The 25,784-nt window shown below is 41.6% G+C and carries 26 protein-coding genes, 1 rRNA gene and 2 pseudogenes; 23 read left to right on the top strand and 6 right to left on the bottom strand.

Annotated features, from left to right (window positions below; genetic code table 11):
* Positions 1–155 precede the first annotated feature (155 nt).
* Both AWH49_RS04610 and AWH49_RS04605 read left to right on the top strand, forming a co-directional pair.
* A complete protein-coding gene (locus AWH49_RS04610) occupies positions 156–506 on the top strand; it encodes a hypothetical protein (RefSeq protein WP_063964810.1) in 351 nt (116 codons plus the stop codon).
* A gap of 18 nt (positions 507–524) precedes the next feature.
* Positions 525–1,370, top strand: coding sequence for a YihY/virulence factor BrkB family protein (locus tag AWH49_RS04605; RefSeq protein ID WP_063964809.1), 846 nt, complete (start codon positions 525–527; stop codon positions 1,368–1,370).
* Between the two features lie 41 nt (positions 1,371–1,411).
* On the opposite strand, the gene AWH49_RS04600 is transcribed toward AWH49_RS04605, so the two are convergent.
* Positions 1,412–3,319: a heavy metal translocating P-type ATPase gene (locus AWH49_RS04600; RefSeq protein ID WP_063964808.1), complete on the bottom strand. Its 1,908-nt coding sequence runs from the start codon at positions 3,317–3,319 to the stop codon at positions 1,412–1,414.
* Positions 3,320–3,544: 225 nt separating this feature from the next.
* On the opposite strand from AWH49_RS04600, the gene AWH49_RS04595 reads away from it, so the two are divergent.
* From AWH49_RS04595 to rlmD, 6 genes are all read left to right on the top strand, one after another.
* Positions 3,545–3,925, top strand: a complete 381-nt coding sequence (locus tag AWH49_RS04595) for an OsmC family protein (RefSeq protein WP_063964807.1) — start codon at positions 3,545–3,547, stop codon at positions 3,923–3,925.
* Positions 3,926–4,025: 100 nt separating this feature from the next.
* Positions 4,026–5,087, top strand: coding sequence for a calcium/proton exchanger (gene cax, locus AWH49_RS04590; protein ID WP_063964806.1), 1,062 nt, complete (start codon positions 4,026–4,028; stop codon positions 5,085–5,087).
* 19 nt (positions 5,088–5,106) lie between these two features.
* The gene (locus tag AWH49_RS04585; protein WP_034289020.1) at positions 5,107–5,286 is read left to right on the top strand and encodes an SE1561 family protein; all 180 of its coding nucleotides are present in this window, start codon (positions 5,107–5,109) and stop codon (positions 5,284–5,286) included.
* Between the two features lie 378 nt (positions 5,287–5,664).
* On the top strand, positions 5,665–7,179 hold the full coding sequence (locus AWH49_RS04580) for a fumarate hydratase (protein WP_211268379.1): 1,515 nt from the start codon (positions 5,665–5,667) through the stop codon (positions 7,177–7,179).
* 130 nt (positions 7,180–7,309) lie between these two features.
* Positions 7,310–8,065: a delta-lactam-biosynthetic de-N-acetylase gene (gene pdaA, locus AWH49_RS04575; protein WP_034289027.1), complete on the top strand. Its 756-nt coding sequence runs from the start codon at positions 7,310–7,312 to the stop codon at positions 8,063–8,065.
* Positions 8,066–8,129: 64 nt separating this feature from the next.
* Positions 8,130–9,497 carry a 23S rRNA (uracil(1939)-C(5))-methyltransferase RlmD gene (rlmD, locus tag AWH49_RS04570; protein WP_063964804.1) on the top strand — a complete coding sequence of 456 codons (1,368 nt, stop codon included), beginning with the start codon at positions 8,130–8,132 and terminating at the stop codon, positions 9,495–9,497.
* Between the two features lie 369 nt (positions 9,498–9,866).
* Here the strand turns inward: rlmD and AWH49_RS04565 are convergent, their stop codons facing one another.
* A complete protein-coding gene (locus AWH49_RS04565) occupies positions 9,867–10,787 on the bottom strand; it encodes a TIGR01777 family oxidoreductase (RefSeq protein ID WP_063964803.1) in 921 nt (306 codons plus the stop codon).
* 83 nt (positions 10,788–10,870) lie between these two features.
* On the opposite strand from AWH49_RS04565, the gene recX reads away from it, so the two are divergent.
* From recX to AWH49_RS04550, 3 genes and pseudogenes are all read left to right on the top strand, one after another.
* Positions 10,871–11,662, top strand: coding sequence for a recombination regulator RecX (recX, locus tag AWH49_RS04560; RefSeq protein WP_063964802.1), 792 nt, complete (start codon positions 10,871–10,873; stop codon positions 11,660–11,662).
* A gap of 32 nt (positions 11,663–11,694) precedes the next feature.
* Positions 11,695–12,012 (top strand): YfhH family protein, encoded by a 318-nt coding sequence (locus tag AWH49_RS04555; protein ID WP_034289038.1) that lies wholly within the window; start codon positions 11,695–11,697, stop codon positions 12,010–12,012.
* A 16-nt stretch (positions 12,013–12,028) separates the two neighbouring features.
* A pseudogene (locus AWH49_RS04550) lies at positions 12,029–12,298 on the top strand (YfhJ family protein).
* Here the strand turns inward: AWH49_RS04550 and AWH49_RS04545 are convergent.
* Complete coding sequence (locus AWH49_RS04545; RefSeq protein ID WP_063964801.1) at positions 12,295–13,284, bottom strand: metal-dependent hydrolase; 990 nt, start codon at positions 13,282–13,284, stop codon at positions 12,295–12,297. The pseudogene AWH49_RS04550 and the gene AWH49_RS04545 sit on opposite strands and share 4 nt — an antisense overlap.
* Before the next feature lie 94 nt (positions 13,285–13,378).
* On the opposite strand from AWH49_RS04545, the gene mutY reads away from it, so the two are divergent.
* The 7 genes and pseudogenes from mutY (at position 13,379) to AWH49_RS04515 (ending at position 18,726) form a co-directional block, all read left to right on the top strand.
* Positions 13,379–14,467, top strand: a complete 1,089-nt coding sequence (gene mutY, locus AWH49_RS04540; protein WP_063964800.1) for an A/G-specific adenine glycosylase — start codon at positions 13,379–13,381, stop codon at positions 14,465–14,467.
* Entirely contained in the window at positions 14,467–15,210 is a 744-nt protein-coding gene (gene fabL / locus AWH49_RS04535) for an enoyl-[acyl-carrier-protein] reductase FabL (RefSeq protein ID WP_094777141.1), read from the top strand. Before mutY ends, fabL begins: the two co-directional genes overlap by 1 nt.
* A gap of 94 nt (positions 15,211–15,304) precedes the next feature.
* Positions 15,305–15,619, top strand: coding sequence for a gamma-type small acid-soluble spore protein (locus AWH49_RS04530; protein WP_063964798.1), 315 nt, complete (start codon positions 15,305–15,307; stop codon positions 15,617–15,619).
* Positions 15,586–15,729, top strand: a pseudogene (locus AWH49_RS20645) (enoyl-ACP reductase); the annotation flags it as partial. The gene AWH49_RS04530 and the pseudogene AWH49_RS20645, both read left to right, overlap by 34 nt.
* A gap of 94 nt (positions 15,730–15,823) precedes the next feature.
* A complete protein-coding gene (locus AWH49_RS04525) occupies positions 15,824–16,243 on the top strand; it encodes a gamma-type small acid-soluble spore protein (RefSeq protein WP_094777140.1) in 420 nt (139 codons plus the stop codon).
* Between the two features lie 148 nt (positions 16,244–16,391).
* Positions 16,392–16,922, top strand: coding sequence for a nucleoside tri-diphosphate phosphatase (gene ntdP, locus AWH49_RS04520; RefSeq protein WP_034289058.1), 531 nt, complete (start codon positions 16,392–16,394; stop codon positions 16,920–16,922).
* Positions 16,923–16,977: 55 nt separating this feature from the next.
* Positions 16,978–18,726 carry an ABC transporter ATP-binding protein gene (locus tag AWH49_RS04515; protein WP_063964797.1) on the top strand — a complete coding sequence of 583 codons (1,749 nt, stop codon included), beginning with the start codon at positions 16,978–16,980 and terminating at the stop codon, positions 18,724–18,726.
* A gap of 33 nt (positions 18,727–18,759) precedes the next feature.
* Here AWH49_RS04515 and AWH49_RS04510 read toward each other — a convergent pair whose 3' ends face one another.
* Both AWH49_RS04510 and AWH49_RS04505 read right to left on the bottom strand, forming a co-directional pair.
* Positions 18,760–19,836 carry an FUSC family protein gene (locus AWH49_RS04510; protein ID WP_063964796.1) on the bottom strand — a complete coding sequence of 359 codons (1,077 nt, stop codon included), beginning with the start codon at positions 19,834–19,836 and terminating at the stop codon, positions 18,760–18,762.
* A 163-nt stretch (positions 19,837–19,999) separates the two neighbouring features.
* Entirely contained in the window at positions 20,000–21,292 is a 1,293-nt protein-coding gene (locus AWH49_RS04505; RefSeq protein WP_018391700.1) for a glutamate-1-semialdehyde 2,1-aminomutase, read from the bottom strand.
* 162 nt (positions 21,293–21,454) lie between these two features.
* Between AWH49_RS04505 and bcp the strand changes: the two genes are divergently transcribed.
* The 3 genes from bcp to perR all read left to right on the top strand — a co-directional run bounded on the left by bcp (position 21,455) and on the right by perR (position 23,642).
* Positions 21,455–21,955, top strand: a complete 501-nt coding sequence (gene bcp / locus AWH49_RS04500; RefSeq protein ID WP_063964795.1) for a thioredoxin-dependent thiol peroxidase — start codon at positions 21,455–21,457, stop codon at positions 21,953–21,955.
* Positions 21,956–22,114: 159 nt separating this feature from the next.
* Positions 22,115–23,062 (top strand): D-2-hydroxyacid dehydrogenase, encoded by a 948-nt coding sequence (locus AWH49_RS04495; RefSeq protein WP_034289072.1) that lies wholly within the window; start codon positions 22,115–22,117, stop codon positions 23,060–23,062.
* A gap of 115 nt (positions 23,063–23,177) precedes the next feature.
* Positions 23,178–23,642, top strand: coding sequence for a peroxide-responsive transcriptional repressor PerR (perR, locus tag AWH49_RS04490; protein ID WP_051927955.1), 465 nt, complete (start codon positions 23,178–23,180; stop codon positions 23,640–23,642).
* 51 nt (positions 23,643–23,693) lie between these two features.
* On the opposite strand, the gene AWH49_RS04485 is transcribed toward perR, so the two are convergent.
* Positions 23,694–24,044: a YgzB family protein gene (locus AWH49_RS04485; protein ID WP_018391704.1), complete on the bottom strand. Its 351-nt coding sequence runs from the start codon at positions 24,042–24,044 to the stop codon at positions 23,694–23,696.
* A gap of 119 nt (positions 24,045–24,163) precedes the next feature.
* Here AWH49_RS04485 and AWH49_RS04480 point away from each other — a divergent pair, with 119 nt between their 5' ends.
* Together AWH49_RS04480 and AWH49_RS04475 are read left to right on the top strand one after the other, a co-directional pair.
* On the top strand, positions 24,164–25,039 hold the full coding sequence (locus tag AWH49_RS04480; protein ID WP_018391705.1) for a nucleotidyltransferase-like protein: 876 nt from the start codon (positions 24,164–24,166) through the stop codon (positions 25,037–25,039).
* A gap of 293 nt (positions 25,040–25,332) precedes the next feature.
* Positions 25,333–25,784: ribosomal RNA gene (locus tag AWH49_RS04475) — 16S ribosomal RNA — on the top strand; the annotation flags it as partial.

Raw genomic sequence — 25,784 nt, 5'->3', positions numbered from 1 at the left:
TCTGAAAAAATAGATACACTTTAAATAAAAATTAATTTCGATGACTTTGTGTTTCGAATTTCAACAAAAGGGGAAAAGCTTCAACAGTAAAAAGGAAAATAGATTGTATCAGCCGAATACATGTTGTATTGAGATAAAGAAAGGATGAATATTTAATGGGAAAAAGTAAATTTTTTGTTAGTGTAGCAGTAGGCGCAGCAGTCGGAGGTGTCATCGCACTTCTAGACCGGAATACGCGTAATGAAATGTCTTCGTGGGCACAGTATTTAGTTGCGCTTGCGAAAGATCCGGAGCAGTTAACGGCATCATCAAGGGAGTTGATCGACCGTGCAACGACAACAGCTCAAAAAATTAATGAAGATGTGGCATTTATTAAAGATAAAGTGGATAATTTGAAAGAATTGACACCGGAAGTGAAAGAGCTTGTCAATGAAACCAAAACAACCTTTCTACCGGAGGGACAAAATCCGGCGGCTTCTGCTGACAGCGCACAATCGCCGTCATAATATCGGAGGGAAGCAGTTTTGGCAGAACATACAGAGAAAAAAACAGAACTTCGGATCTTCTTTAAGCATTTAGTAAGGAGAATTAAAGCATCTGATGTGCCGGGCGTTGGAGCACAAATGGCGTATTTTTTTCTGCTCTCCATATTCCCGCTCCTGCTCTTTATGGTGACGCTGCTTGGGTACTTGCCGATTGATCCGGATGAAATCTTTAATATTATTAAAGATTTTGCTCCAGCGGATTCATTGAGTATGATTCAAGATACGATTCAAGAAGTGGCAACTTATCAAAATGGCGGCCTGTTGTCTGTCGGTATTCTCGGGACTATTTGGTCCGCTTCCAATGCGATGAATGCCGTTATTAAAGGGCTGAACTATGCGTATGACGTGAAGGAAACACGCGCGTTTTATCACGCACGTGGCTTGTCTATTTTGCTCACATTCGCGTTTATTTTTATTATTGCGGTGATGCTTATTTTGCTCGTGTTCGGTCAGCAAATTGGCGAATTCGCGTTTGAATTTCTTGGTATGGGTGAGCAGTTTGTCATTATTTGGACATGGATCAGGTTCCTGTTTCCTCCTATTGTCTTATTCCTTGTGTTTGTCGGTCTTTATTACTTGGCCCCGAACTTAAAGGTAAAATGCATGACTGTTTTTCCAGGAGCAATATTTGCTGCACTCGGTTGGATTATTGTATCGCTTGGCTTTTCATTTTATGTCAACAATTTTGGTAATTACTCTGCTACATATGGAAGTATTGGGGGCGTCATTATCTTAATGATCTGGCTGTATTTATCGGCGATGATCATTTTAGTCGGTGGTGAAATTAATGCGCTGCGCAACGATCAAAAACGAGGAATGGTCTAAAATAAAACCCCGCTTGAGCGGAGAAGCTCAAACGGGGTTTTTTATGTTCGTTTTAAAAGGCGCAGGCCATTTAAAATAACGAGGATTGTGCTGCCTTCATGTCCAAGAACGCCGAATGGCAAATCAAGCACTTGAAAGAAGTTTGAGATGATTAATAACGAGATTACTGAAATAGAGAAGATCACATTTTGTTTCACAATTCGTTGCATTTTGCGGGATAGCTTAATAGCTTCGGCAATTTTCGGTAAATCATTTTTCATTAAGACAACATCAGCTGTCTCAAGCGCCACGTCAGATCCTTCACCCATCGCAATCCCGACAGATGCTGTTGCCAGTGCTGGCGCATCGTTGATTCCGTCACCAACCATTGCAACCGTACCGTATTTTTCAAGCAAGTCTTTCACGTGATTTACTTTATGCTCCGGTAAACATTGGGCAATATAAGAGCCAAGTGCTGTTTCAGCAGCGATCGCTTTTGCTGTTTTTTCGCTATCCCCGGTTAACATAATGGTGAAAATACCTTCATCCTGCAATATTTTTAGCGCCTGCTTCGTTTCATCACGAATGATATCTTTTAGTGCAATGACAGCCGCTATCCCCTCATGATCGGCCACAAAAATCGTCGTTTTACCATCCTCAGCAAACACTAATGACGCACCGTTTGCGAATGCATCAGCTTCTTCTTTTCCGACAAAAGCTGCTTTCCCGATTTTCCATTCTTTTTGATCAATCGTGCCTTTTACTCCCCATCCGGCAACGTCTTCAAGATGATCAGGAGGAGAAAATGGAATCTGTTCATTTTGCACGTAACGAACGACAGCGCGAGCAAGCGGATGATTTGACCGGCTTTCGATGGAAGCGGACACTTTCAATAAAGAATCACGGTTTAATCCTTTGCGGATGATAATGTCTGTTACTTCCGGTTTACCACGTGTTAACGTACCTGTTTTATCAAACGCGATCGCTTTTACATGACTCAGATTCTCTAGATGGGCTCCGCCTTTAAACAGAATCCCGCTGCGGGCACCGCTAGAAATAGCCGACAATGTCGCCGGCATAATCGATGCAACGAGTGCACATGGTGATGCGACAACAAGCAGTACCATCGCTCGGTAAAATGTCTCTGTCCAGCTCCAGCCAAGAAAGAAATGGGGAAGAAACATCATGACAGCGACCACAATCAATACCACTTTTACATATGTGCCTTCAAATTTTTCAATGAACTGCTGGGAAGGTGATTTTTCACTTTGCGCCGATTGAACGAGATCAATAATTTTTTGAAATAACGTTTCATCAGACCTTTTTGTTACTTCAATGTAAACAGAACCGGTCATATTCACTGTACCGGCAAACACATCAGTGCCTGCTTCTTTTGATACTGGAATCGACTCACCGGTAATCGCAGTTTCATCAATCGTCGTATGTCCTTTAGTTAGGACACCATCTGCCGGTACACGTTCACCCGGCTTGACGACGATCATATCACCGCGTGTCAATTCAGACACATGCACTTTTTCTTCTATGCCATCACGGACGAGCAACGCTGTGTCAGGCTGAATATCCATTAACGCTGATATTTCTCGCTGGCTTTTATTTAACGTATACGTTTCAAGCGCCCCGCTGACGGCGAAAATAAAAATTAAAATGGCGCCTTCTGTCCAGTATCCGATTGCAGCGGAACCAGCCGCTGCTAAAATCATCAGCATTTCCACATTTAATTCTTTATTTTTAATCGTTTCTTCAATGCCTTCTTTTGCTTTTGCAAAACCGCCAATGACAAATGCCGATAAATAGGCAACAACAGACATCGCTTCTACTCCATTTTGATCAAGTATCCAGCCGGTGAGAATAAGCACACCGCTGAACAGGGCAGCGATTAATTCGAGATGCGGTTTCAATTTATCGAACAGGCTGGTTTGAAGCGGAGCATTCTCAGTGTAAGTAGTCATCTTGTTTCCTCCTTTTATAATTGAGAATGAAGATCATCTTCAGAAAACACGTTTATCATTAAAAACCTTTAATGATAAGGTGTATCAATTAGAATAGATTCATTTTTACTTTATAATTATTATAATGTAAATTGATTATATCATATAAATTATACGATGCAAGCAATTTTAGTTGGCGCAATTGCGTCGATTGGATAGAATAAAAATGAAAAAGGAGTGTTTAATATGGAATTTAAAATGAAAGAAAGTGGATTTACCGCTGAATTCCCTTATGGAAAACTTGATATTTCAGGAGACGAGGAGCACGGGTTTCGTCCATACCAGCTGCTAGTATCATCTGTAGCTGTTTGCAGCGGTGGTGTTTTACGCAAAATTTTTGCAAAGCAGCGTATTGAGATTGAGGATATTACAATTCAAACAGACGTAAAGCGCAATCATGATGAAGCGGATCGAGTAGAAAAAATATCAGTTCATTTCATTATTAAAGGGATCGGGTTAAAAGAAGAAAAAGTAAAAAAAGCACTCGAATTAACGCGGAAAAACTGCTCGATGGTACAATCTGTTATCCCGGCGATTGAAGTGGAAGAAACATTTGAGATAAAATAATGATCTTCTTCGTGTAAAAAAAGTAAATAGTGGGTAAGGATAGATGGATGTGCTATTTACTTTGATTCATGGAGAGTGGGATTATGGGGAGAGTGGGATTATGGGAAAAATATTTGCAGCATTGATTGCGGTCGGTGTGCCGCTCACGGTCGCAGGGTCAATTTTACACTGGTCAAGTGTCGCCATGTTTATTATTTGCAGTGTAACGGTTATTGCGCTATCAAGCTATATGGGACGGGCGACAGAAAGTTTGGCAATCGTTGTTGGCCCGCGTATTGGCGGATTATTAAATGCAACATTTGGAAATGCAGTTGAACTTATTATTTCTATTTTTTCGTTAAAAGCGGGACTTGTAGGAGTCGTACTCGCTTCATTAACCGGTTCTGTGCTTGGAAATTTGCTTCTTGTTGCCGGGTTGTCATTTTTCTTAGGCGGCTTGAAATTTAAAAGACAGACGTTCAGTGTACATGATGCACGTCACAATTCAGGTTTGCTTATTTTTGCGGTTGTTGTCGCGTTTGTTATTCCGGAAATTTTTTCAATGACAATGAATGAAACGAAAACATTGAATTTAAGTGTCGGGATTTCGGTTATCATGATCGTTTTGTATCTTGCTGGCTTATTTTTCAAACTTGTTACGCATCGCGGTGTATATGCGGCACTAGAAGGACATGGAAACGCAGCTCACGAAGAAGAAGAGCCGGAGTGGGGAAAGAAAAAAGCGATGGGTATTTTGCTTGTGGCCACTGCTGCTGTTGCCTATGTAGCGGAAAGTCTCGTTCATACGTTTGCAGCAGTCGGGGAACAGTTCGGCTGGTCAGAGCTTTTCATTGGGGTCATTATCGTCGCGATTGTCGGAAATGCAGCCGAGCATGCATCGGCGATTTTAATGGCAATGAAAAACAAAATGGATGTGGCAGTTGAAATTGCGGTCGGATCTACATTGCAAGTCGCAATGTTTGTAGCACCAGTTCTTGTGTTAATTTCACTTTTATTCCCGACACCAATGCCGCTTGTATTTACGATCCCAGAGCTTGTTTCGATGATTACAGCCGTTTTTCTCGCGGTCAGCATTTCAAATGATGGGGAAACAAATTGGTTTGAGGGGTTGACACTCCTCGCTGCATACTTCATCATGGGAATCGGTTTTTACTTGCTGTAAAAGAAGGGAAGATACTCATTTGAAGCCTATCAATGATAAAGAAACACAAGTTGTATATTTAAAAAAACGATTGAATATTTTCATGGAAGTGCTGGATTCGATTGATCCAGAAGAAACGGAAGTGGAAGATATTGACCGCTTAATTGGGATGATCAATGACATTGAATTGAAATGTGAACAATTCCGTATACGCGGGTAAATAAGGAACGCCTCAAAACTGGTCCGGTTTTGAGGCGTTTTTGTATGAATGGTCAAAAATGTAATTGAGTGGTCAGAAAACAAGATGAGTGGTTAAAAATGTGATTGAGTAATCAGAAGTTAATCACTTAATAGCACCTTCACTATTACTATGATATCTAGTTTCAATGAAAGTTTTTACATGACTTACAAGTCTTTCTAATAAAGGCATTGCGACAGAATAATGCGTACGTAGCCTTCGATTTTGTGAAAAAAGAGGTGGCTGAATTTTCTTTTAAACGTGTCGGAGGAGCGTTATAATAGAAATATTGTTAACATTTTAAAACATAAGAATTCTTGAGGAGGAACTAAAGTGAATCATGAACAGTTACAGCAAAGTATGTATACGTTGATTGTGGAAACATCAACAAATCTTCCAAAAGATGTCCGACGTGCGGTGAAAGCGGCAAAAGAGCGTGAAAATGCAGGCACGCGTGCGGCAATGAGTCTGGATACGATTACAACGAATATTAAAATGGCAGATGATAATATTTCACCAATCTGTCAGGATACGGGCATGCCGACGTTCAAAATTAAAACACCGGTGGGTGTAAACCAGATTCAAATTCAAAAAGCGATTTATGCGGCAATGGAGCAGGCAACGAAAGACGGAAAACTTCGTCCAAACTCGGTTGATTCATTAAATGGTTCAAACAGTGGGAATAACCTTGGCCTAGGGACTCCAGTTATTAAGTTTGAACAATGGGAAGAAGATTATATCGATGCACGTCTTATTTTAAAAGGCGGCGGCTGTGAAAACAAAAACATTCAATACAGCTTGCCATGCGAACTTGAAGGAATCGGCAAAGCAGGACGTGACCTTGACGGTATCCGCAAATGCATTATGCACTCCGTTTATCAGGCACAGGGGCAAGGCTGTTCAGCTGGATTCATAGGTGTTGGCATCGGTGGCGACCGCTCCTCAGGCTATGATCTAGCGAAAACACAGCTGTTCCGCGGTGTGGATGATGTGAACGAAAATGAGGACTTGCGCAAACTAGAAGAATACGTGATGACGCATGCGAATGAGCTTGGCATCGGTACAATGGGATTTGGCGGCGAAACGACTTTGCTTGGCTGTAAAGTGGGTGTTATGAACCGTTTGCCTGCGAGCTTTTTTGTATCTGTTGCGTATAACTGCTGGGCGTATCGCCGTCTCGGTGTATCCGTTAATGCGGAAACAGGTGAAATTAACGAATGGTATTATCAGGACGGGGAAGACGTATCATTTGATACAGCACAAAAAGAAGAGCAGGAAATAAAATCGGAAAGCCGTGTTGTCACATTACAGGCACCGATTACAGAAGAACAGATTCGCGATCTTAAAGTTGGCGATGTCGTGAAAATTAACGGCATGATGTACACAGGACGCGACGCAATACATAAATATTTAAGCACAAATGATTCACCTGTTGATTTGAATGGGCAAGTGATTTATCATTGTGGACCGGTTATGTTGAAAGACGCAGAAGGACAGTGGCACGTGAAAGCAGCAGGCCCGACAACGTCGATCCGTGAAGAGCCTTATCAAGGTGACATTATGAAACGATTCGGCATCCGTGCAGTTATTGGTAAAGGCGGCATGGGTCCGAAAACGTTGAAAGCACTTGGCGAGCACGGTGGTGTTTATTTGAACGCAATCGGCGGCGCGGCGCAATATTATGCGGACTGCATTAAAGGCGTAGAAGGTGTCGACTTAATGAACTTTGGTATTCCAGAAGCGATGTGGCATCTGCGCGTTGAAGGATTTACAGCTGTTGTCACAATGGATTCACACGGCAACAGTCTTCATGAAGAGGTCGATAAATCTTCACTTGAAAAACTGGCGAAATTTAAAGAACCCGTATTCGCTTAACATGGAAGTCCCGGCTGCGCGCTGGGGCTTTTTTGTATACGGGCGTGAACAAATACCTTTTTCTGTGATAACTTTCCACGCATTCACTATCTCTATTCCGTGCATCATATAGAAAAAAGGTGGTGATGTAATGCGGCAAATGATTTTCTTTCTCCTATTTATGTTTATGTTGCCAGTTATTGTCGTATCATCAGAAGCGATTCACTGGGGATTTCAGAAAGGAATGGATGGGAAGCAGGCAGAGGCCGGAAAAAACTTGGATGACATATTGGCGAAATACGATTCTTTTTACAAAGGAAGCCCGGATGAAAAAGTTCTCTACTTAACGTTTGATAATGGATATGAAAATGGGCATACGAAAACGATTCTGGATACACTCAAAAAAGAAAAAGTGCCTGCTGCTTTTTTTATAACAGGCCATTACGTTGAAAGCGCACCTGATTTAATCAAGCGAATGGTAAAAGAAGGTCATATCGTCGGCAACCATTCTTGGCATCATTACGATTTAACGTCAGTGCCTAACAGTACATTGATCGAAGAATTGAAGCTGGTCGAAAAAGAAGTAGCACGGATGACGACGCAAAAAAAGACAAAATACGTTCGGCCACCGCGTGGAATTTTTTCTGAAAATGTATTGAAAACGGCGCAAAAAGAAGGGTATACGCACGTCATGTGGTCAGTTGCTTACGTGGATTGGTATGCAGATCAGCCAAAAGGAAAAAAGTATGCATATGATGAAATCATGAAGCAAATTCATCCCGGTGCGGTTATATTGCTTCATAGCGTGTCTAAAGATAATGCGGAAGCATTGCCTGATGTTATTCGTGATTTAAAGAAACAGGGATACAAGTTTCGATCACTTGATGAACTAGCCGGTGCACGATGACCGGCTTTTTCCTATTCTTTTGATTGTACTCCGTCTGTGATAAAGTATCAAAGAGGTGAAAAACATGAATAATCAAACAGAAATGAAAACGGGGCAAACGTTCCCGCTTACAATAAAACGTCTTGGCATTAACGGAGAAGGCGTCGGCTATTTTAAACGAAAAGCCATTTTCGTACCGGGAGCTTTGCCAGGCGAAGAAATTACTGCAGAAGCGACAAAAGTCATGCCAAAGTTTACAGAAGCACGTATTAAAAAGCTGCGTAAAAAATCGGCACATCGCGTCACGCCTCCTTGTCTGGTCTATGATCAGTGCGGCGGCTGTCAATTGCAGCATCTTGATTACAGCGCACAGCTTGATGAAAAGAAAGCGATTCTTGTACAGGCACTTGAGCGGTACACATCATTGAATATTGCCGATTTGAGAATAAACGATACGATCGGGATGAATGATCCGTGGCGTTACCGCAATAAAGCTCAGTTTCAAACAGGTGTTCATAACGGAAAAGTGATTGCGGGTTTATACAGTCCGAATTCGAACAAACTCGTTGATATTCCGAAATGTATCGTTCAACACAATGTCATTGATGAAACGATTCAAATGGTTAAACAGCTTATGAACGATTTATCGATTCCGGTCTACAGCGTAAAACAAAAACAAGGTGTAAAAACGATCGTTGTGCGGGCTGGAATTGAAACAGGCGACGTACAGGCAGCAATTGTCACAGGAGATAAAACATTCCCGAAAGCTGTTCTTTTTGCAGAAGAATTAATGAAGCGTACGTCGGCAGTAAAGTCCGTTGTACATAACGTGAACCCGGGTAATACACATCTTGTCTTCGGTGACGTCACAAAAACGATTGCTGGAAGCGATACAATTGTTGAAAAATTAGGTGAGTTTGAATACGACTTATCAGCTCGTGCCTTTTTCCAGCTCAACCCTGTACAAACTGTCAAACTGTATGACGAAGTGAAAAAGGCAGCGAATGTTTCTAAGGCGGATAAAATTGCGGATGCGTATTGTGGTTCGGGGACAATCGGTCTCTGGATCGGTCGGGAGGCATCGGAAGTGCGTGGTATGGATACGATAGCCGAGTCGATTGTAGATGCCCGTGCGAATGCGAAAAAGTATGGAGTGAAAGCAACGTACGAAACCGGTCCGGCCGAAAAGTGGCTGCCAAAGTGGAAGCAGCAAGGCTGGGTACCGGATGTGTTAGTGACGGATCCACCGCGAACAGGCCTTGACCGTAAACTTATTCAAACGATTAAAGATGTGAAGCCAAAAACATTTATTTATGTCTCTTGTAACCCGTCTACACTCGCCAAAGATCTTGCGGAACTCGGCAGCGTATATAAAATTGAATGCATTCAACCAGTTGACATGTTCCCGCAGACAGCTCACGTTGAAGCAGTTGTCACATTAAAAAGGAAATAATGATTCACGTGATTAATCTTTTTCATTCTTGCGGGTATTGATATTAAGGTCGTCAGCCCAGCAGTCTAGTATTAATTTATGAAAAGCAGTGAAATAGGAAAAACGTGGATAACAATGGTATGAATTTTCTGAGTTTTCCCCACAACTAACAGGCTTATCCACAGGTTATGCATAGGAATATCCACAATTTTGACGAAAACTGTCATTAATATAATAGCTATTCTGATTTCTGTCCACATTATCCACAAAATTCGGAAGTTATTTGTGCACAGGAAGAATGAAGGTTTAACTATAGTTTTAAATTAAAAAGAACTGTTTCATAAGTCGCTGAAACAGTTCTTTATCGTCTACTGAAGGCAATATGAGGATCTATTTATGCACGCTTCCTTTGTAAAGATCATCGAGTGCTCCCCTAACGAGCGGGAATTTAAATTGAAAGCCTGATTGCAACAATTTTTCTGGCAGTACTTTTTGACCGTCTAAAATCAAGGTACTCATTTCGCCGAGTCCTGCTTTTAGTGCTAGAGCAGGAATGAATAACCAGTGTGGTCGGCCAAGCACTTTCGCGAGTGTTTTGCCGAGGTCGTTCATATGGACTGGATTTGGAGCGGTCACATTAAGTGGTCCTTGCAAGGACTCATTTTCTCCAGCAAAACGAATAGCACGGACGACGTCATTTACATGAATCCATGACATCCATTGGTGACCAGTCCCGATTTTTCCACCCACAAAGAGCTTATAAGGCATGGCCATTCTTGGTAGTGCACCATCTTCTGTCCCTAAAATGATGCCGAATCTTGTTAAAACGGTACGGATACCAGCTTTGTCTGCTTGAATCGCTTCTTCTTCCCACATATTAACGGTATGCGCTAGAAACCCTTGCCCTAAGGCAGGTGATGTTTCTTTAAATGTTTCAGTATCGGCAATCGGATAAATGCCGATTGCGCTTGCATTGATGAGGACGGCTGGTTTTTTTGGCAATGACGTCATAATACGGATGATTTCTCTCGTCGATATCATTCGGCTATCCAAAATGCGTTTTTTTCGTTCATCTGTCCAGCGACCGCTGTTAAGTGATTCACCGGCGAGGTTAATAAATATGTCAATCCCATGCAGCTCATTTTCAGGTTCAGCACCATCTGACAGCCATCTTACGTAATGAATGTGGTCTCTTTCTTTCTTATTGTCCGTGTTTCGCGTTAAAATATAAACATCGTATCCATTTTGAATGAGTTCTGCAGTCAATTTTTTGCCGATGAATCCAGTGCCGCCTGCAATCGCTGCTTTCATTATGAACCCTCCGTTTCTTATATTCTTATATTACCTGATTCAGAAGGAAACAAACAAAACAAATGTGCTGGGGGGGACTATATATGCCTAAAATCACGAAAATATCTGTTCAGCAAAAACGGACAGACCGCTATAATATAGAAGTTGATGGGGATTATGCGTTTAGTATCGACGAAGCTGTGTTAATGGAATTTAATCTTCGAAAAGGAAGCGAAATAACGAAAGCAGAAGTTGAAGAAATTCAAATTCGTGATGGTGTTCGAAAAGGATTGAATGCCGCCATTAACTATTTATCGATCCGCATGCGCTCCGAAAAAGAAGTACTCGATTATTTGAAGAGAAAAGAAGTGGAGCAGGATGCGGCTGAAGAAATTTTAACGCGTCTTCGCTTAATGAGTTATCTGAATGATGAACAGTTTGCGGACGCTTTTGTTAAAACACAAATTCAAACGACTGATAAAGGTCCTTATCTCATTCAGCGTGAATTGAAAGAGAAAGGGATCAATGAAGAAATAGCATCAAATGCAATGGAACAGTTTACAGAAGAAGAACAAATTGAAAAAGCGACGAAGCTTTATGAAAAACAGCTAAAAAAATATAAAAGAGACTCGGCTTTTTTGCAAAAGAAAAAGGCTGAAGAACAAGTGATGACGAAAGGGTATTCTACTTCGATTATGAAACAAGCGGCATTCGCGGCTCCGTCGGATGAGGAGCAGGAAATGGAAGCGCTTATGCATCAGGCGGAAAAAGCCCACCGCCGCTATCAATCATATAAGCCATCAGAGTACAAACAAAAAATGAAGATGGCTTTATACCGAAAAGGCTTTGATTTTTCGGCGATTGATCAAGCGATTGAAAAGCTGCAAGAAGAATAATGTTATCTGGATTTAGAAAGGAAGTTGTTTAGATGGAAAATGAAAAACGATATAGCGAAATGGTAGAAGTTGAATTAAAACAAGAAATTGCGCGTTTAAGAGAAAAAGCACGAAAGGCAGAGCAATTGGGCATTGTGAATGAGTTCGCCGTTTATGAACGGCGTGCGACAATGGCGCAGGCGTATTTGTTGAATCCTGATGAATTTAAGCCGGGCAAACTGTATGAATTAAAAACGGATCCAGGTCAGTATTTTAAAGTGGAATATATGAATGGTGTCTTTGCATGGGGTTACCGTATAAGTGGCGATGGAAAAGAAGAAGGCATCCCGATTTCATTATTAAATAAATAAAAGGAGTGAATCATACATGGAAGAAATATTTCGAAAATTAACAGAGCGGCTGCTTGATACAAACAGCCGTTTGTCTGCTGCCCGTGCCCGCACATGGGTCGAACTTCTTTAGGAAGACTTTGAGACGACGTATGCGCAGGCAGGTTATGATTATCAAGGGAAAGAAGCGACCGAAAAAGTCGTCACGCAGTGGATCGACAATTACGGTCCTAAGCTACATGAGTTTGTGGCGCGCAATCCAAAATATAAGCATCTGCTTGATGGTTCAGGCGACGTGACATATTAATTTTGATCGAATTGTGGAAATGTGAGCTTTTTACGAAGTTTTTCTTCACTGAAAATCCAGCCGGTATAAGAACCGATAATTTTATAGTCAAAGTCGAGCTGTACGATGGCAACGAACGGATAATAGCCGTTGTTCCGATAGCGCAGATCGATAAACTTCACCTCATAACAATCGTTATATTCGGCGACTTCCCACCGATAAACAGGTGAAAAGTGAAGAAATGCGTCGAGATTGGCATCCTTTTTTGCTGCTTCAAATAAAACCGATTCGGGCACTGGAACCCGCTTATATTTGTCGAGAATGGTTACGGAACGGCGGTAGCCTCGAGCAACATAAAAGTGTTCAAGCGATTTAACAGCAATACGCCATTGGTTAAAGCGGATCGTCGGTGCAATAATAATTTCCTCCGCATCTGGAATAAGACGGCGCACTGCATTCCGAACGGCGCTTTGCATTTGAAAGCGTAAAATATAATAACCGATTAAGATCGCATAAATGACGATAAACGTGTAGCCGGGATGAAGACCGAATGCCCATAAGAGCAAGCCGATTATATGCATCGTAAAAATGAATGGGTCAAATGTGTTAATGACTCCGAGCGCGACCCAACGCGGTGAAAATGGTCTAAGTGCCTGTGTTCCGTACGCATTAAAAATATCCACAAACACGTGTAAAAAGACGGCAATTTGTGACCAGAGCCATAAGTGAAGTACATTGGCGTCTGGAAAAATGAAAAACAATACACCAGTAATTAAAAGCGGCCAGAGCACCACAGCGGGAACAGAATGTGTCGCACCGCGGTGATTGCGAATGTAAACGGCATTATTACGAAGTTTTAAAAGTGTATCTATGTCAGGTGCCTGTGACCCAATAACTGCTGCTGTCATGACTGCATACTTTGTGGCGGGATCAGCAGTGACGATCGGGTCAAGCGTGGCAATTCCGCAGAGCGCAAAACCCATGACGATATGAGTACCTGTATCCAAAAAGGCAGCCTCCTTTACTCTGAAAAAATGTATACACATGTTATTCCCAATTGTTAGTCTATTGTAACATGTCGAAAAGCGAGGGACATTCAATATGTCAGAAAACCGTGCAATACAAAAGATGAATATTACGAAATTTCAACAAGATCTCGTCAATTGGTATGAAGCAGAGAAACGAGATCTTCCATGGCGGCATGAACGCGACCCATATAAGATATGGGTATCTGAAATTATGTTACAGCAAACTCGGGTTGATACAGTCATTCCATATTTTAACCGGTTTATGGAACAGTTTCCGACAATCGATGCACTTGCCGGAGCAGATGAAGAAGATGTCATGAAAGCATGGGAGGGTCTCGGTTATTATTCCCGTGTTCGCAATTTGCAGTCTGCGGTAAAAGAAGTAGCTGAGAGCTATGGTGGCATTGTGCCGGAAAAGAAAGAAGACTTTTTATCATTAAAAGGTGTTGGCCCTTATACAGGAGGGGCTGTTCTAAGCATTGCCTACGGACTTCCGGAGCCGGCAGTGGACGGCAATGTTATGCGTGTCATCTCAAGACTGCTAACCATTTGGGATGATATTGCGAAACCATCAACACGTAAAATTTTTGAGCGTGCTGTTGAAGAGTTAATGTACAAAGAAAATCCATCTTCATTCAACCAAGCATTAATGGAACTGGGTGCGATTATTTGTACACCGACATCGCCGTCCTGTCTCTTATGCCCGGTACAAAACCATTGCCAGGCATTTGAAGAAGGTGTGCAACGAGAACTGCCAGTTAAAACGAAAAAGAAATCAGATAAAAAAGTTCACATGGGAGCGGTCGTTTTGACGACAAACGATGGTCGTATATTAATCGAAAAACGACCGGAGTCAGGACTTCTCGCTAATTTGTGGCAATTTCCGAACATGGAATTGCCAGCTGGAACGAACCCACGACGTATACTCGAATCATTTATAGAAACGGAATATGGTGTGAAAGCGAAAGTGAATACGGAGAAAGCCACGGAAATTACACATGTGTTTTCCCATTTAACGTGGAACATTGATGTGTATACAGGGATTATTGAAGGCGAAGTTGAAAAAAAACGGTCGAAGTTCGTTAAAGAAGAAGAAGTGGAATCATTTGCTTTTTCAGTATCACATCAAAAAATATGGAAGTATGTGAAAGGACTGGGATGATGAAAACAGCACTAGTAACGGGATCCAGCCGTGGCGTTGGCAAAGCAATTGCGATTGCACTGGCAAAACAAGGCTATGATATTGTCGTCAATTATGCGCGAAGTAAAACGGCGGCAGAAGAAACAGCGAAAGAAATTGAAGCGCTGGGCCGTCGTGCCTTAGTCATTAAAGCGAATGTCGGCGATGTCGAAAAAATCAAAGGAATGTTTGAAACGATCGAGCAAGAATTTGGCCGTTTGGACGTATTTATTAATAACGCAGCATCAGGTGTTCAACGTCCAATTATGGAACTGGAAGAAAAACATTGGGACTGGACGATGGATATTAACAGTAAAGCGCTTTTATTTTGTGCAAAAGAAGCCGCAAAGATGATGGAAAAAAGCGGTGGTGGTTCAATTGTCAGCATCAGCTCACTTGGTGCGATCCGTTATTTGAAAAATTACACAGCAGTTGGGGTGTCAAAAGCAGCAGTCGAAGCGTTGACACGTTATTTATCGGTTGAACTTTCGCAACAAAATATTGTAGTCAATGCTGTATCTGGTGGTGCCATTGATACAGAAGCGCTGATGCATTTTCCGAACCGTGACGATATTTTAGAAGATGCCAAACAAAATACACCGGCGGGTCGAATTGTCGAAATGGATGATATTGTGCAGACGGTACTGTTTTTAATCTCACCAGGGGCATTTATGATTCGGGGCCAGACCATTATTGTCGATGGAGGCCGCTCATTGCTTGTTTAAATTTTCAAGAATAATTTGTAGCCAATACGGTCAAGATAGTCAATATGTGGAGAAAAAACCATGATGACAAAATAACCGTAAAGGTGGAAACATATTGAATAATAACTGTAACAAAACAAAAGCCGGTACGAACATTAACCAAGTGAAAAAACAAAATACAGCATCGAATGTAAATCAGCATTACTCTGCAGAATTTGCATCTGAAATTACACAGCAGTCGGAGCGTCCAAAGCAGCATTACTCTGCAGAATTTCCACCTGTAATTACACAGCGTTCGGGGCATTCAAATCAGAACTTCTCTGCAGAATTTGCATCTGAAATTACACAGCAGTCGGGGCGTCCAAAGCAGCATTACTCTGCAGAATTTCCACCCGTAATTACACAGCGATCGGGGCGTCCAAAGCAGTAGTCAAAGCGTTAACCCGTTATTTATCGGTTGAATTATCGAAACAAAATGGGGCATTTATGATCCGAGATCAGACCATTATTATCGATGGAGGCCGCTCATTGCTTGTTTAAATTTTCAAGAATAATTTGTAGCCAATACGGTCAAGATAGTCAGCGTGGAGATAAAAAACCACGATGACAAAATAACCGTAAAGGTGGGAACATATTGAATAATAACCGTAACAAAACACAAGCCGGTACGAATATTAACCAAGTGAAAAAACAAAATGCAGCATCCGCCCAAGGACAGCAGTATCAAACAGAATTCGCATCTGAAACAAACGCACAAGAAGTGAGACAACAAAATGCGGCATCTGCTCAAGCACAGCGTAATCGTAATGCAGCATCGAATGTAAATCAGCAATACGCTGCAGAATTTGCATCTGAAACAAATGCGCAAGAAGTAAGACAGCAAAATGCAGCATCTCGCAATGCAAATGCGACATCAGGTCAAGCGCAACGTAACTTTGCTGCACAGTCGCAGCAATATGGAGCTGAATTTGCATCTGAAACAGATGTGCAGCAAGTGAAAAAGCAAAATGCGCAATCTCAAGCACGTAAAAAAAATTCATCTTTTAATCAGTAAAAGAATGCAAATGAAGCTCTAGCCAAATGGCTGGGGCTTCATTTGTTTTCATTTCCTCCGTAAATCGGTATAATAAGACATGAATGTTTCACCGTCCGCGCAAAAGGAAATAGAAAAAGCGCGCGACGCTAGAAAGTAGGGGACAACGATGGCGATTCCTGCAGAAGGTGAATCAGTGCAGATTCACAGTTACAAACATAATGGCCACATTCATCGGGTGTGGGAAGAAACAGTTGTCGTAAAAGCAACTGAAAATATTGTAATTGGCGGAAATGACCGGACGATTGTAACAGAATCAGATGGGCGAACGTGGGTCACACGGGAGCCGGCGATCTGTTATTTTCACACACGTAAATGGTTTAATGTAATCGGAATGCTCCGTGCAGACGGTATTCATTACTATTGCAACCTTAGTTCACCATTCGTGTTTGACCAAGGTGCACTCAAGTATATTGATTACGACCTTGACGTAAAGGTTTTCCCGGATATGACCTACATTTTGCTTGATGAAGACGAGTACAGACAGCACAGCCGTGAAATGAACTACCCGGAAGTGATTGATAAAATTTTACGACGTAATATGGATCACTTGCTGTCCTTAATTGAACAGCAGAAAGGTCCATTTACTCCTGGTTTTATTGACCGATGGTATGGGAAGTATTCACAATTGTGCCGCTGAATGCCTGTTGAGGATTCAACAGGTTTTTTCGTTGTTTGGAAAAGGAGGTAGTTAGATGGGGGTTATTAAAAGATACTTGCAATTTGTCAAACCATACAAATGGCCAATTGCCGGTACGTTATTAATTGGTATTGTTAAATTTGGCATTCCACTGTTGCTTCCGATTATCATTAAATATGTCATTGACGACATTATTGGTAGCGGGACAATGACTATAGCGGAGAAAAAAAACCAGCTTTACTGGGTGATCGGCATGATGCTCATTTTATTCGTCATTGTCCGTTATCCGGTTGAGTATTACCGGCAGTATTTCGCCCAGTGGACAGGCAGTAAAATTTTATATGACATTCGTGACCGGCTATTTGCGCATATTCAACAGCTTAGTTTTAAGTATTATGCAAATACAAGAGCCGGTGAAGTTATTTCCCGTATTATTAATGATGTGGAGCAGACAAAAAACTTTGTCATTACCGGGCTGATGAACGTCTGGCTTGATGCAGCGACAATTGTTATAGCCGCAGCGATTATGATGACAATGGACGTAAAATTGACGCTCGTTGCACTTATTGTCTTTCCATTTTACGCATTTTCTGTTAAATATTTTTTTGGAAACTTGCGCCATTTAACGCGTGTTCGCTCACAGGCGCTTGCAGAAGTGCAAAGCCATTTGCATGAGCGTGTGCAAGGAATGTCGGTCATTAAAAGCTTCGCCATTGAACCGGTTGAGCAGGAGCGTTTCCGAAAACACAACCAAAACTTTTTACAAAAAGCACTTGATCAAACGGCCTGGAATGCCAAAGCGTTTGCAGTCGTCAACACGATTACTGATATTGCACCGCTCCTTGTTATCGGATATGCCGGTGTGCAAGTTATTGAAGGGAATTTAACAGTCGGTACAATGGCGGCTTTTATTGCGTATATTGACCGTCTTTATAATCCGCTTCGTCGCCTTGTCAATTCATCGACAACACTCACACAAGCGATTGCGTCAATGGACCGCATGTTTGAATTGCTCGATGAAAAATACGATGTGACCGATAAAAAAGATGCGATGGAATGCCGTAATGTTGACGGAGACCTTGTTTTTGACCACGTTCAATTTCAATATGATGAAGAAAATGCTCCTGTTTTACGCGATGTTCATTTACATGTGAAGGCTGGGGAGACAGTGGCACTTGTCGGTATGAGCGGTGGCGGAAAATCGTCGCTCGTCAGCCTTATTCCACGTTTTTACGATGTAACAGGCGGCCGTATTTTACTTGATGGAACGGATATTCGTGACTTTGAAGTACGATCGCTGCGAGATAAAATCGGGATGGTTTTACAAGACAATATATTGTTCAGTGAGTCGGTTCGGGAAAATATTTTACTTGGGCGGCCGGATGCGACAAAAGAAGATGTTATTGCTGCCGCAAAAGCGGCCAATGCGCACGATTTCATTATGGCGCTTCCAGAAGGATATGAAACGAAAGTCGGTGAGCGGGGTGTGAAGTTGTCCGGTGGTCAAAAGCAGCGTGTTGCCATTGCACGTGTATTTTTGAAGAATCCACCATTGCTTATTTTAGATGAAGCTACATCGGCACTTGATTTAGAAAGTGAACATTTAATTCAAGAGGCCATTGAAAAGCTGGCTAAAACAAGGACAACATTCATCGTTGCACACCGTTTGTCAACGATCACGCATGCGGATCGAATTATTTTAATTGAACACGGTGAAGTAATCGAAGACGGTACGCATGTAGAACTAATGAAGAAACAGGGCGGCTACTGGAGACTGTTTCAGGTGCAGCAATTAGATCATTAAAAAAGCCATGCCGGCAGCCGGCATGGCTTTTGATCATTCTTCTTCATATTCAGGCGCTTCATCATCTTTGTGATATTTATAAAAGCTCGTCATTAAATGATCGAGATGCTCCAGTTTTTCACCATATTCGAGAATAGATGATACGATGTGGAGCAGACGAATCGACGATGTTATTTCTTCATCATTCCTTTTATAAATCTTATCGGCAAACATATGCATAAATTCATCACGATTCATGCAAGGTTTAAATAAATTTTCTGACGTTTCTGTCGTTTTTGCTTTGCCGATAAAACGAAGCAGCAAATGCTCATGATAGCTGACGAGACAGTCAAGGTGATCCTGTAACGTCCGCTGCAGGTCAGGATTTAAATGATGTAGTTCATTTTCACATTGATTGAGTCTTTGCAAAATATCCAAGCTTCGGCGAGTCGTCAAAATCAATTTTCGATACAAGACGATTTTTCTTTTTTTCGCCCGGAGGTTTTTTTTGAATGGTGTCCGATCTTCTTTGTACAATAAAAACATTTGATCAATTTTCATGATCTTTTCTCGCTGTTTCATCATGTCTTTTTTCAACAAAGATGATTCAGAAGCATTACGTGACGTAAGGCGAATCCACATTAAAATATCTTCTGTTACTTGATTAATCGAAGAAAACAATTTTGTTTCATATTTCGGTGGCAAAAAGACGAGATTGACGAGAAATGATGACGCGACACCGATTGAAATATTAAACAGGCGAATCATCGAAAATTGCACAAACTGTTCATTTTGCACTTCCATAATGGCAATGATCGTTACAAGAGCGAGGCCGACAGATTTTTCAAGATTAAATTTCAAGAGAATAATAATTGCGATAATCGCTGCCAGGCCAACAATAATAATATGATTGCCAAATAATAAAACGAATAAAATCGCAATGCCAGCACCTATAATATTCGCTTGAATTTGTTCAATAACCGTTAAATAGGAGCGGTAAATATTTGGTTGGATAGCAAAGACAGCCGCAATCCCAGCGAAAACAGGTGAAGGTAATTCAAGAAATTCCGCTATGTAAAGCGCTAAAACGATGGCAATTCCCGTTTTAAAAATGCGGGCACCAAGCTTCATTTGATAAAAGATTCCTTTCTGATAAAACTGTATTTACGTCTGCTTCCCGCGCTTGTCGGCAAATCAAACAAACTGTACTATACAACGGATATGAAGAGAAATCAAGCGAAAGAAAAATAAAAGGACAGGCGCCCGTTTCAATGGACGCCTGTCTAGATTATCTTTAGTTTGTTAAGGCAATGAAAGCTTCTTCCGCTATTTGAATCGTTGTGCGAATGTCTTCTTCTGTATGTGCAGTCGTTAAAAACCAGGCTTCATATTTAGAGGGAGCCAAATTAACACCGCGGCGCAGCATTTCTTTAAAGAAGCGGGCGAACTGTTCACCGTCTGTCGCTTCTGCCTGGTCGTAGTTTTCCACTTTTTGATCAGTGAAATAAATGGTGAGAGCACCTTTTAATCGGTTAATTGTCACCGTTACGCCAGCTTTTTTCGCGGCATTCAGTAACCCATCTTCTAAAATCGCTCCGAGCCGATCGAGTTCATCGTACACGCCGTCCTGCTCGATAATTTCCAAACAGGCAATCCCAGCAAGCATTGATGCAGGGTTTCCAGCCATCGTTCCGGCTTGATACGCAGGGCCGAGCGGTGCCACTTTTTCCATAATATCTGCTCGGCCGCCATAGGCACCGATGGGCAGTCCACCGCCGATAATTTTGCCGAGTGCTGTTAAATCAGGTGTAATGCCAAGCAGGTCTTGTGCACCCCCGTACATAAAGCGGAATGCTGAAATGACTTCATCAAAGATGAGAAGAGCGCCTGCTTCGTGTGTCAGCCTTTTCACTTCTTCTAAAAAACCTTTGTTCGGTTCGACGATGCCAAAGTTACCAACGATAGGCTCAATCATCACGGCAGCTACATTGTCGCCCCATTTTTCCAGCGCTTCTTTTAATGAGTCTGTTTCATTAAACGGCACGGTGATGACTTCTCGAGCGATGCTTTTTGGTACACCGGCAGAATCAGGTGTGCCAAGAGTCGATGGTCCGCTGCCGGCTGCGACAAGGACAAGGTCAGAATGTCCGTGGTAACAGCCGGCAAATTTAATAATTTTATCACGCCCGGTATAAGCCCGTGCTACACGGATTGTTGTCATGACCGCTTCCGTACCACTGTTGACAAAGCGAACTTTGTCGAGTGCCGGCATCGCATGCTTCAATTTTTTTGCAAATGTCACTTCATGCTGCGTCGGCGTTCCAAATAAAAGACCATTTTGTGCGGCTTTCGTAATCGCTTCTGTAATGTGCGGGTGCGCGTGACCAGTAATGATCGGTCCGTATGCGGCAAGATAGTCGATATATTTATTGCCATCGACATCATAAAAATACGCGCCGTCTCCACGTTCCATTGCTACCGGTGCACCGCCGCCAACTGCTTTGTACGATCGTGACGGACTATTTACTCCGCCGACAATATGTTTAAGTGCTTCTTCATGTAAAACGTCAGACTTAGAAAAATTCATTCTATTATAATGCCTCCTGATTATATCGTCTTTTTCTATTGTAGTCCTCATTGAAAAAGGAATCAATCATGATCAAAGACTAAAGGCGCGTCGTCGCGTGGATCTGAAGTTGCCATTTTTCAGCAGATTCGCTACTCTTAAAAGAAAAAGGGGAGATTTAACATGGCGGAATTAACAGGACAGCCGGCACCGATATTTACATTGCCGGATCAGAATGGTGATATGGTGAACATCGTAGATTTTAAAGGGAAAAATGTCATACTGTATTTTTATCCGAAAGATATGACACCTGGGTGTACGACCGAAGCATGTGATTTCCGTGATCAATACAGTGAATTCTCAACATTAGACACGGTTATTCTTGGCATTAGCCCAGATCCTGCAGCGCGCCATCAAAAGTTTATTGAAAAACATACACTTCCATTTACACTGCTTGCGGACGAAGAACAGGCAGCGGCAGAATTGTACGGTGTATGGACGCTGAAGAAAAATTTTGGTAAAGAATATATGGGCATTGAGCGATCAACATTTTTAATTAATAAAGAAGGCATCGTCGCAAAAGAGTGGCGAAAAGTACGTGTAAAAGGGCATATGGAAGAAACGTTACAGGCTGTGAAAGAACTAAATGAAGGAACGTTGAATAGTTTTCATACCCAATCGTAAAAAATCATAAGTATTCAATTAGTATCGAGATTTTCTACTATTTATTAGTTTGACTATTCATTTTTTAAAGGAGGTGAATCCTGGTTAACTTTCGAACATATCATATTTTGTTAGGATATGTGATGATTTTTTATACTGTAATTTAACCAGGATAAACGGGTGAACATTGTCTTTACATTTCGTCCGCCACGTGCCATTCAAGCGGATATTCAAAGGAAATTTCCAGAGGAATCATTTTCATTCTATAAAGATATAAAGGAAGCGAATGATGTGTTGCAAGATGCTGAAATTCTCGTCACATTCGGCAGCGATTTGACGGAAGACATGATCGAGCAGTGCCAGTCGTTAAAGTGGGTTATGGTTGCATCTGCAGGTATTGAGGATATGCCACTTGGAGCAATTCAAGATCGAGATATTTTTGTGACAACTTCACGTGGTATCCATAAAATACCGATGGCAGAATTCACTCTTGGTTTGATGCTAAATCACGTTAAACGCTTTCCAGAACTGGGTGTTTTGGAAAAAACAGAGACGTGGAATAAAGAGTTGCCATTGCAGGAACTGGCGGGAAAAGAAGCGGCTATTCTTGGTACGGGGGCAATTGGTCAGGAAATTGCCCGTTTATGTAAAGCATTTCGGATGACAACAGCAGGCATCAATCGAAGTGGCCGTTCTGTTGATGAATTTGACCGTATTTTTCAAATGAGTGAATTAGAGGAAGCGGTGAAGGAAGCGGACTTTGTCATTGCGATTTTGCCGAGTACGCTGGATACAGTTGGTGCGCTGCAGCCGGAGCATTTTGAAGCGATGAAGCAGACAGCGGCATTTATTAATATCGGCCGGGGCGATGTCGTATCAGAACATGTACTGTTGTCAGCTATTAACGATGAGGAAATTGCGCATGCGTATCTTGATGTGTTTGCAGTTGAACCGCTGCCAGAAGGCCATCCGTTTTGGCGTCATGAAAACATGACCGTTACACCACACATTTCAAGTATTACGAAAGCATATATTCCGCGGGCAATGGCGATTTTTGAACATAATTTACTCTGTTTCAAAGAGGGAGGAGATTATCAAAATATTCTTGATATCAGGAAAGGGTATTAACTGAGAGTCGATGCTCAGCTGGTTATTCTTTTTCATTGACAAATATGGGTTTCTGTTAGTACACTGTTTATAAGGATTATAAAGTAACATTCCTTATCAGGAAGAAGAGAGGTGCATGTTGATGTCACACACACATGTCCATGAATCACATGAGCAGTTGAAAGACGCACTTGATACGCTGAAGCAGACAGGTGTTCGTATTACACCTCAGCGTCATGCGATTCTTGAATTTCTAGTCGAGTCAATGACACATCCGACTGCTGACGATATTTATAAAGCACTTGAAGGAACATTTCCTAATATGAGTGTCGCGACTGTATACAATAATTTGCGCGTGTTCCGAGAAATAGGTCTTGTGAGAGAATTGACATACGGGGATACATCAAGCCGGTTTGATTTCATTACGACTGAACATTATCATGTCATTTGCGAGTCATGCAACAAAATTGTGGATTTTCACTATCCAGGTTTGGATGAAGTTGAACAGTTCGCTTCTCATGTTACAGGCTTTGAAATTAGTCATCACCGAATGGAAATTTACGGAAAATGTCCAAGCTGTAGCAATAAAGATTTGCATTAAAAACCTCCAATCCCAAATCGGGATGGAGGTTTTTTAATGCATTCGGGTGGTCTAAATTTTTTTCTGGTTGTACTTTTCGTCAAACTCTTTCCCTTCAAGTGTTTGGTCGAGTGTCAAAGGTTCATTGCAGTACATGCACATATCGACGCGGCCGAGAACTTTCGTCGACTTACCGCAAGTAGGGCACACAACCTGCACAGCTCTCGTTGATAGCATCCCGATCCAAAAATACACAACAGTGCTTAAAATAATACAGAGAAGACCAAGCATCATAAAAATCGACATTACGAGAAAATTTTCACGGAAGAAAATTCCACCGTACATGACAACGAATCCAATGAAAATAAGACTTAATGCAAATGTACGTATTTTATTAATTTTACTTGAATACTTTTTTGCCATCGTTTCAACCTCCTATTCATCACTATATCATATTTTCCCTTATGTTTTACGGCAGGTATTCGATAATATTTGTCGAAACTTAACTGAACGAACGTTTAAATTGTCTGGAGGAATATACTGTGGAAGACCTTCTTCGCCCGTTATATCAAGAACGAACAAGCCAACAAAACACGCTTGGTGTTATAGTTGCCAAAAAAAATGAACAAAATAGTGCATTCACTGAAAACTTTGATTCCATTCTTCTCATTATCGTACATGAAGCAGAGGAGGCTGTATTTACAAAACATTATGTTGACCGCAATAATAAAACGGCATCGATGTATATTGTAACAGAAAATCAATTAAAAGAATGGCTTCTTCTAGGTACAAATCGTAAAGTGATTGAGTGGCTATATCATGGGCGTATTTTGTTTGATCGAAATGAGTATGTTCATGAATTAAAAACCGAAATGCGTGAATTTCCTTTTTACGGCCGCAAAATCAAAATGGCGATTGAGTTTGCTAAGCTGATTAAACGATATACAGATGGGAAAGCTTTCTTTAATGACAGACATTATCTTGATGCATATAACCATGTTCTGCATTCGCTACATCATCTCGCCAGATTATCAATTATCGAAAATGGCTATTATCCAGAGTTGACTGTATGGAATCAAGTTCGTCATATTGAGCCGGGAATTTATAAGTTATATGAAGAGTTGCTGACAAGCGACGAAGATTTGAAGAAAAGACTGGAGCTTCTTTTTTTAGCGAGCGAGTTTTTAATTCATTCACGCACAGAAAGAGGAGCCGATCATTTACTATTTCTTATGAAGGAAAAAGAATGGTGGAGCATTAATGAACTTTTAAATCATAGCGAAGTGACGCACTATTCTGTTGATCTGGTTACATTAATGGAGTATTTAATTGAGCGGCAGCTTGTGCGGGTTATTTCTGTTCAAACGAAAGGACAAGGGGTTTTCCATCGTTATTATCAGCTTCATAAAGAAAGTTAAATTTTTTTTGAGATAAAGTATTGACCAAGATTATTTCAAGTGTTATATTAATAAGCGTCGCTGTTGGAAACATAACAAACAGCCAAAAAAGAAATTTAAAATAAACCTTGACGGATTTAATTCATCTTGGTATTATGTAAAAGTCGCTGTTTTGATTTTTTGAACAACAGCACTGAAGCAGGATTGAACATTGAAAACTGAACAAAATCAATAAAAACGTCAACGTTTTAGTTTTAAATCTTATCTGGCAGATGCTCGTCATCTGCAGATAAACAAATGAGCAAGTCAAACACTTTTTGGAGAGTTTGATCCTGGCTCAGGACGAACGCTGGCGGCGTGCCTAATACATGCAAGTCGAGCGGATCTAAAGGAGCTTGCTCCTTTAGATTAGCGGCGGACGGGTGAGTAACACGTGGGCAACCTGCCCTGCAGATTGGGATAACTCCGGGAAACCGGGGCTAATACCGAATAATATCGAAGATTTCATGATCTTCTTTTGAAAGATGGCATCTCGCTGTCACTGCAGGATGGGCCCGCGGCGCATTAGCTAGTTGGTGAGGTAACGGCTCACCAAGGCAACGATGCGTAGCCGACCTGAGAGGGTGATCGGCCACACTGGGACTGAGACACGGCCCAGACTCCTACGGGAGGCAGCAGTAGGGAATCTTCCGCAATGGACGAAAGTCTGACGGAGCAACGCCGCGTGAGTGATGAAGGTTTTCGGATCGTAAAACTCTGTCCTCAG

This window comes from Domibacillus aminovorans (assembly GCF_001643235.1).
Classification (GTDB): Bacteria; Bacillota; Bacilli; order Bacillales; family Domibacillaceae; genus Domibacillus; species Domibacillus aminovorans.
This window is presented reverse-complemented; position numbering and strand designations above follow the sequence as displayed.

Coding starts and splice junctions, on each gene's coding strand:
- AWH49_RS04610 (WP_063964810.1), top strand. CDS start 156: ATGGGAAAAAGTAAATTTTTTGTTAGTGTAGCAGTAGGCGCAGCAGTC.
- AWH49_RS04600 (WP_063964808.1), bottom strand. CDS start 3,319: ATGACTACTTACACTGAGAATGCTCCGCTTCAAACCAGCCTGTTCGAT.
- AWH49_RS04595 (WP_063964807.1), top strand. CDS start 3,545: ATGGAATTTAAAATGAAAGAAAGTGGATTTACCGCTGAATTCCCTTAT.
- cax (WP_063964806.1), top strand. CDS start 4,026: ATGGGAAAAATATTTGCAGCATTGATTGCGGTCGGTGTGCCGCTCACG.
- AWH49_RS04580 (WP_211268379.1), top strand. CDS start 5,665: ATGTATACGTTGATTGTGGAAACATCAACAAATCTTCCAAAAGATGTC.
- pdaA (WP_034289027.1), top strand. CDS start 7,310: ATGCGGCAAATGATTTTCTTTCTCCTATTTATGTTTATGTTGCCAGTT.
- rlmD (WP_063964804.1), top strand. CDS start 8,130: ATGAATAATCAAACAGAAATGAAAACGGGGCAAACGTTCCCGCTTACA.
- AWH49_RS04565 (WP_063964803.1), bottom strand. CDS start 10,787: ATGAAAGCAGCGATTGCAGGCGGCACTGGATTCATCGGCAAAAAATTG.
- recX (WP_063964802.1), top strand. CDS start 10,871: ATGCCTAAAATCACGAAAATATCTGTTCAGCAAAAACGGACAGACCGC.
- AWH49_RS04555 (WP_034289038.1), top strand. CDS start 11,695: ATGGAAAATGAAAAACGATATAGCGAAATGGTAGAAGTTGAATTAAAA.
- mutY (WP_063964800.1), top strand. CDS start 13,379: ATGTCAGAAAACCGTGCAATACAAAAGATGAATATTACGAAATTTCAA.
- fabL (WP_094777141.1), top strand. CDS start 14,467: ATGAAAACAGCACTAGTAACGGGATCCAGCCGTGGCGTTGGCAAAGCA.
- ntdP (WP_034289058.1), top strand. CDS start 16,392: ATGGCGATTCCTGCAGAAGGTGAATCAGTGCAGATTCACAGTTACAAA.
- AWH49_RS04515 (WP_063964797.1), top strand. CDS start 16,978: ATGGGGGTTATTAAAAGATACTTGCAATTTGTCAAACCATACAAATGG.
- AWH49_RS04510 (WP_063964796.1), bottom strand. CDS start 19,836: ATGAAGCTTGGTGCCCGCATTTTTAAAACGGGAATTGCCATCGTTTTA.
- AWH49_RS04505 (WP_018391700.1), bottom strand. CDS start 21,292: ATGAATTTTTCTAAGTCTGACGTTTTACATGAAGAAGCACTTAAACAT.
- bcp (WP_063964795.1), top strand. CDS start 21,455: ATGGCGGAATTAACAGGACAGCCGGCACCGATATTTACATTGCCGGAT.
- perR (WP_051927955.1), top strand. CDS start 23,178: ATGTTGATGTCACACACACATGTCCATGAATCACATGAGCAGTTGAAA.
- AWH49_RS04485 (WP_018391704.1), bottom strand. CDS start 24,044: ATGGCAAAAAAGTATTCAAGTAAAATTAATAAAATACGTACATTTGCA.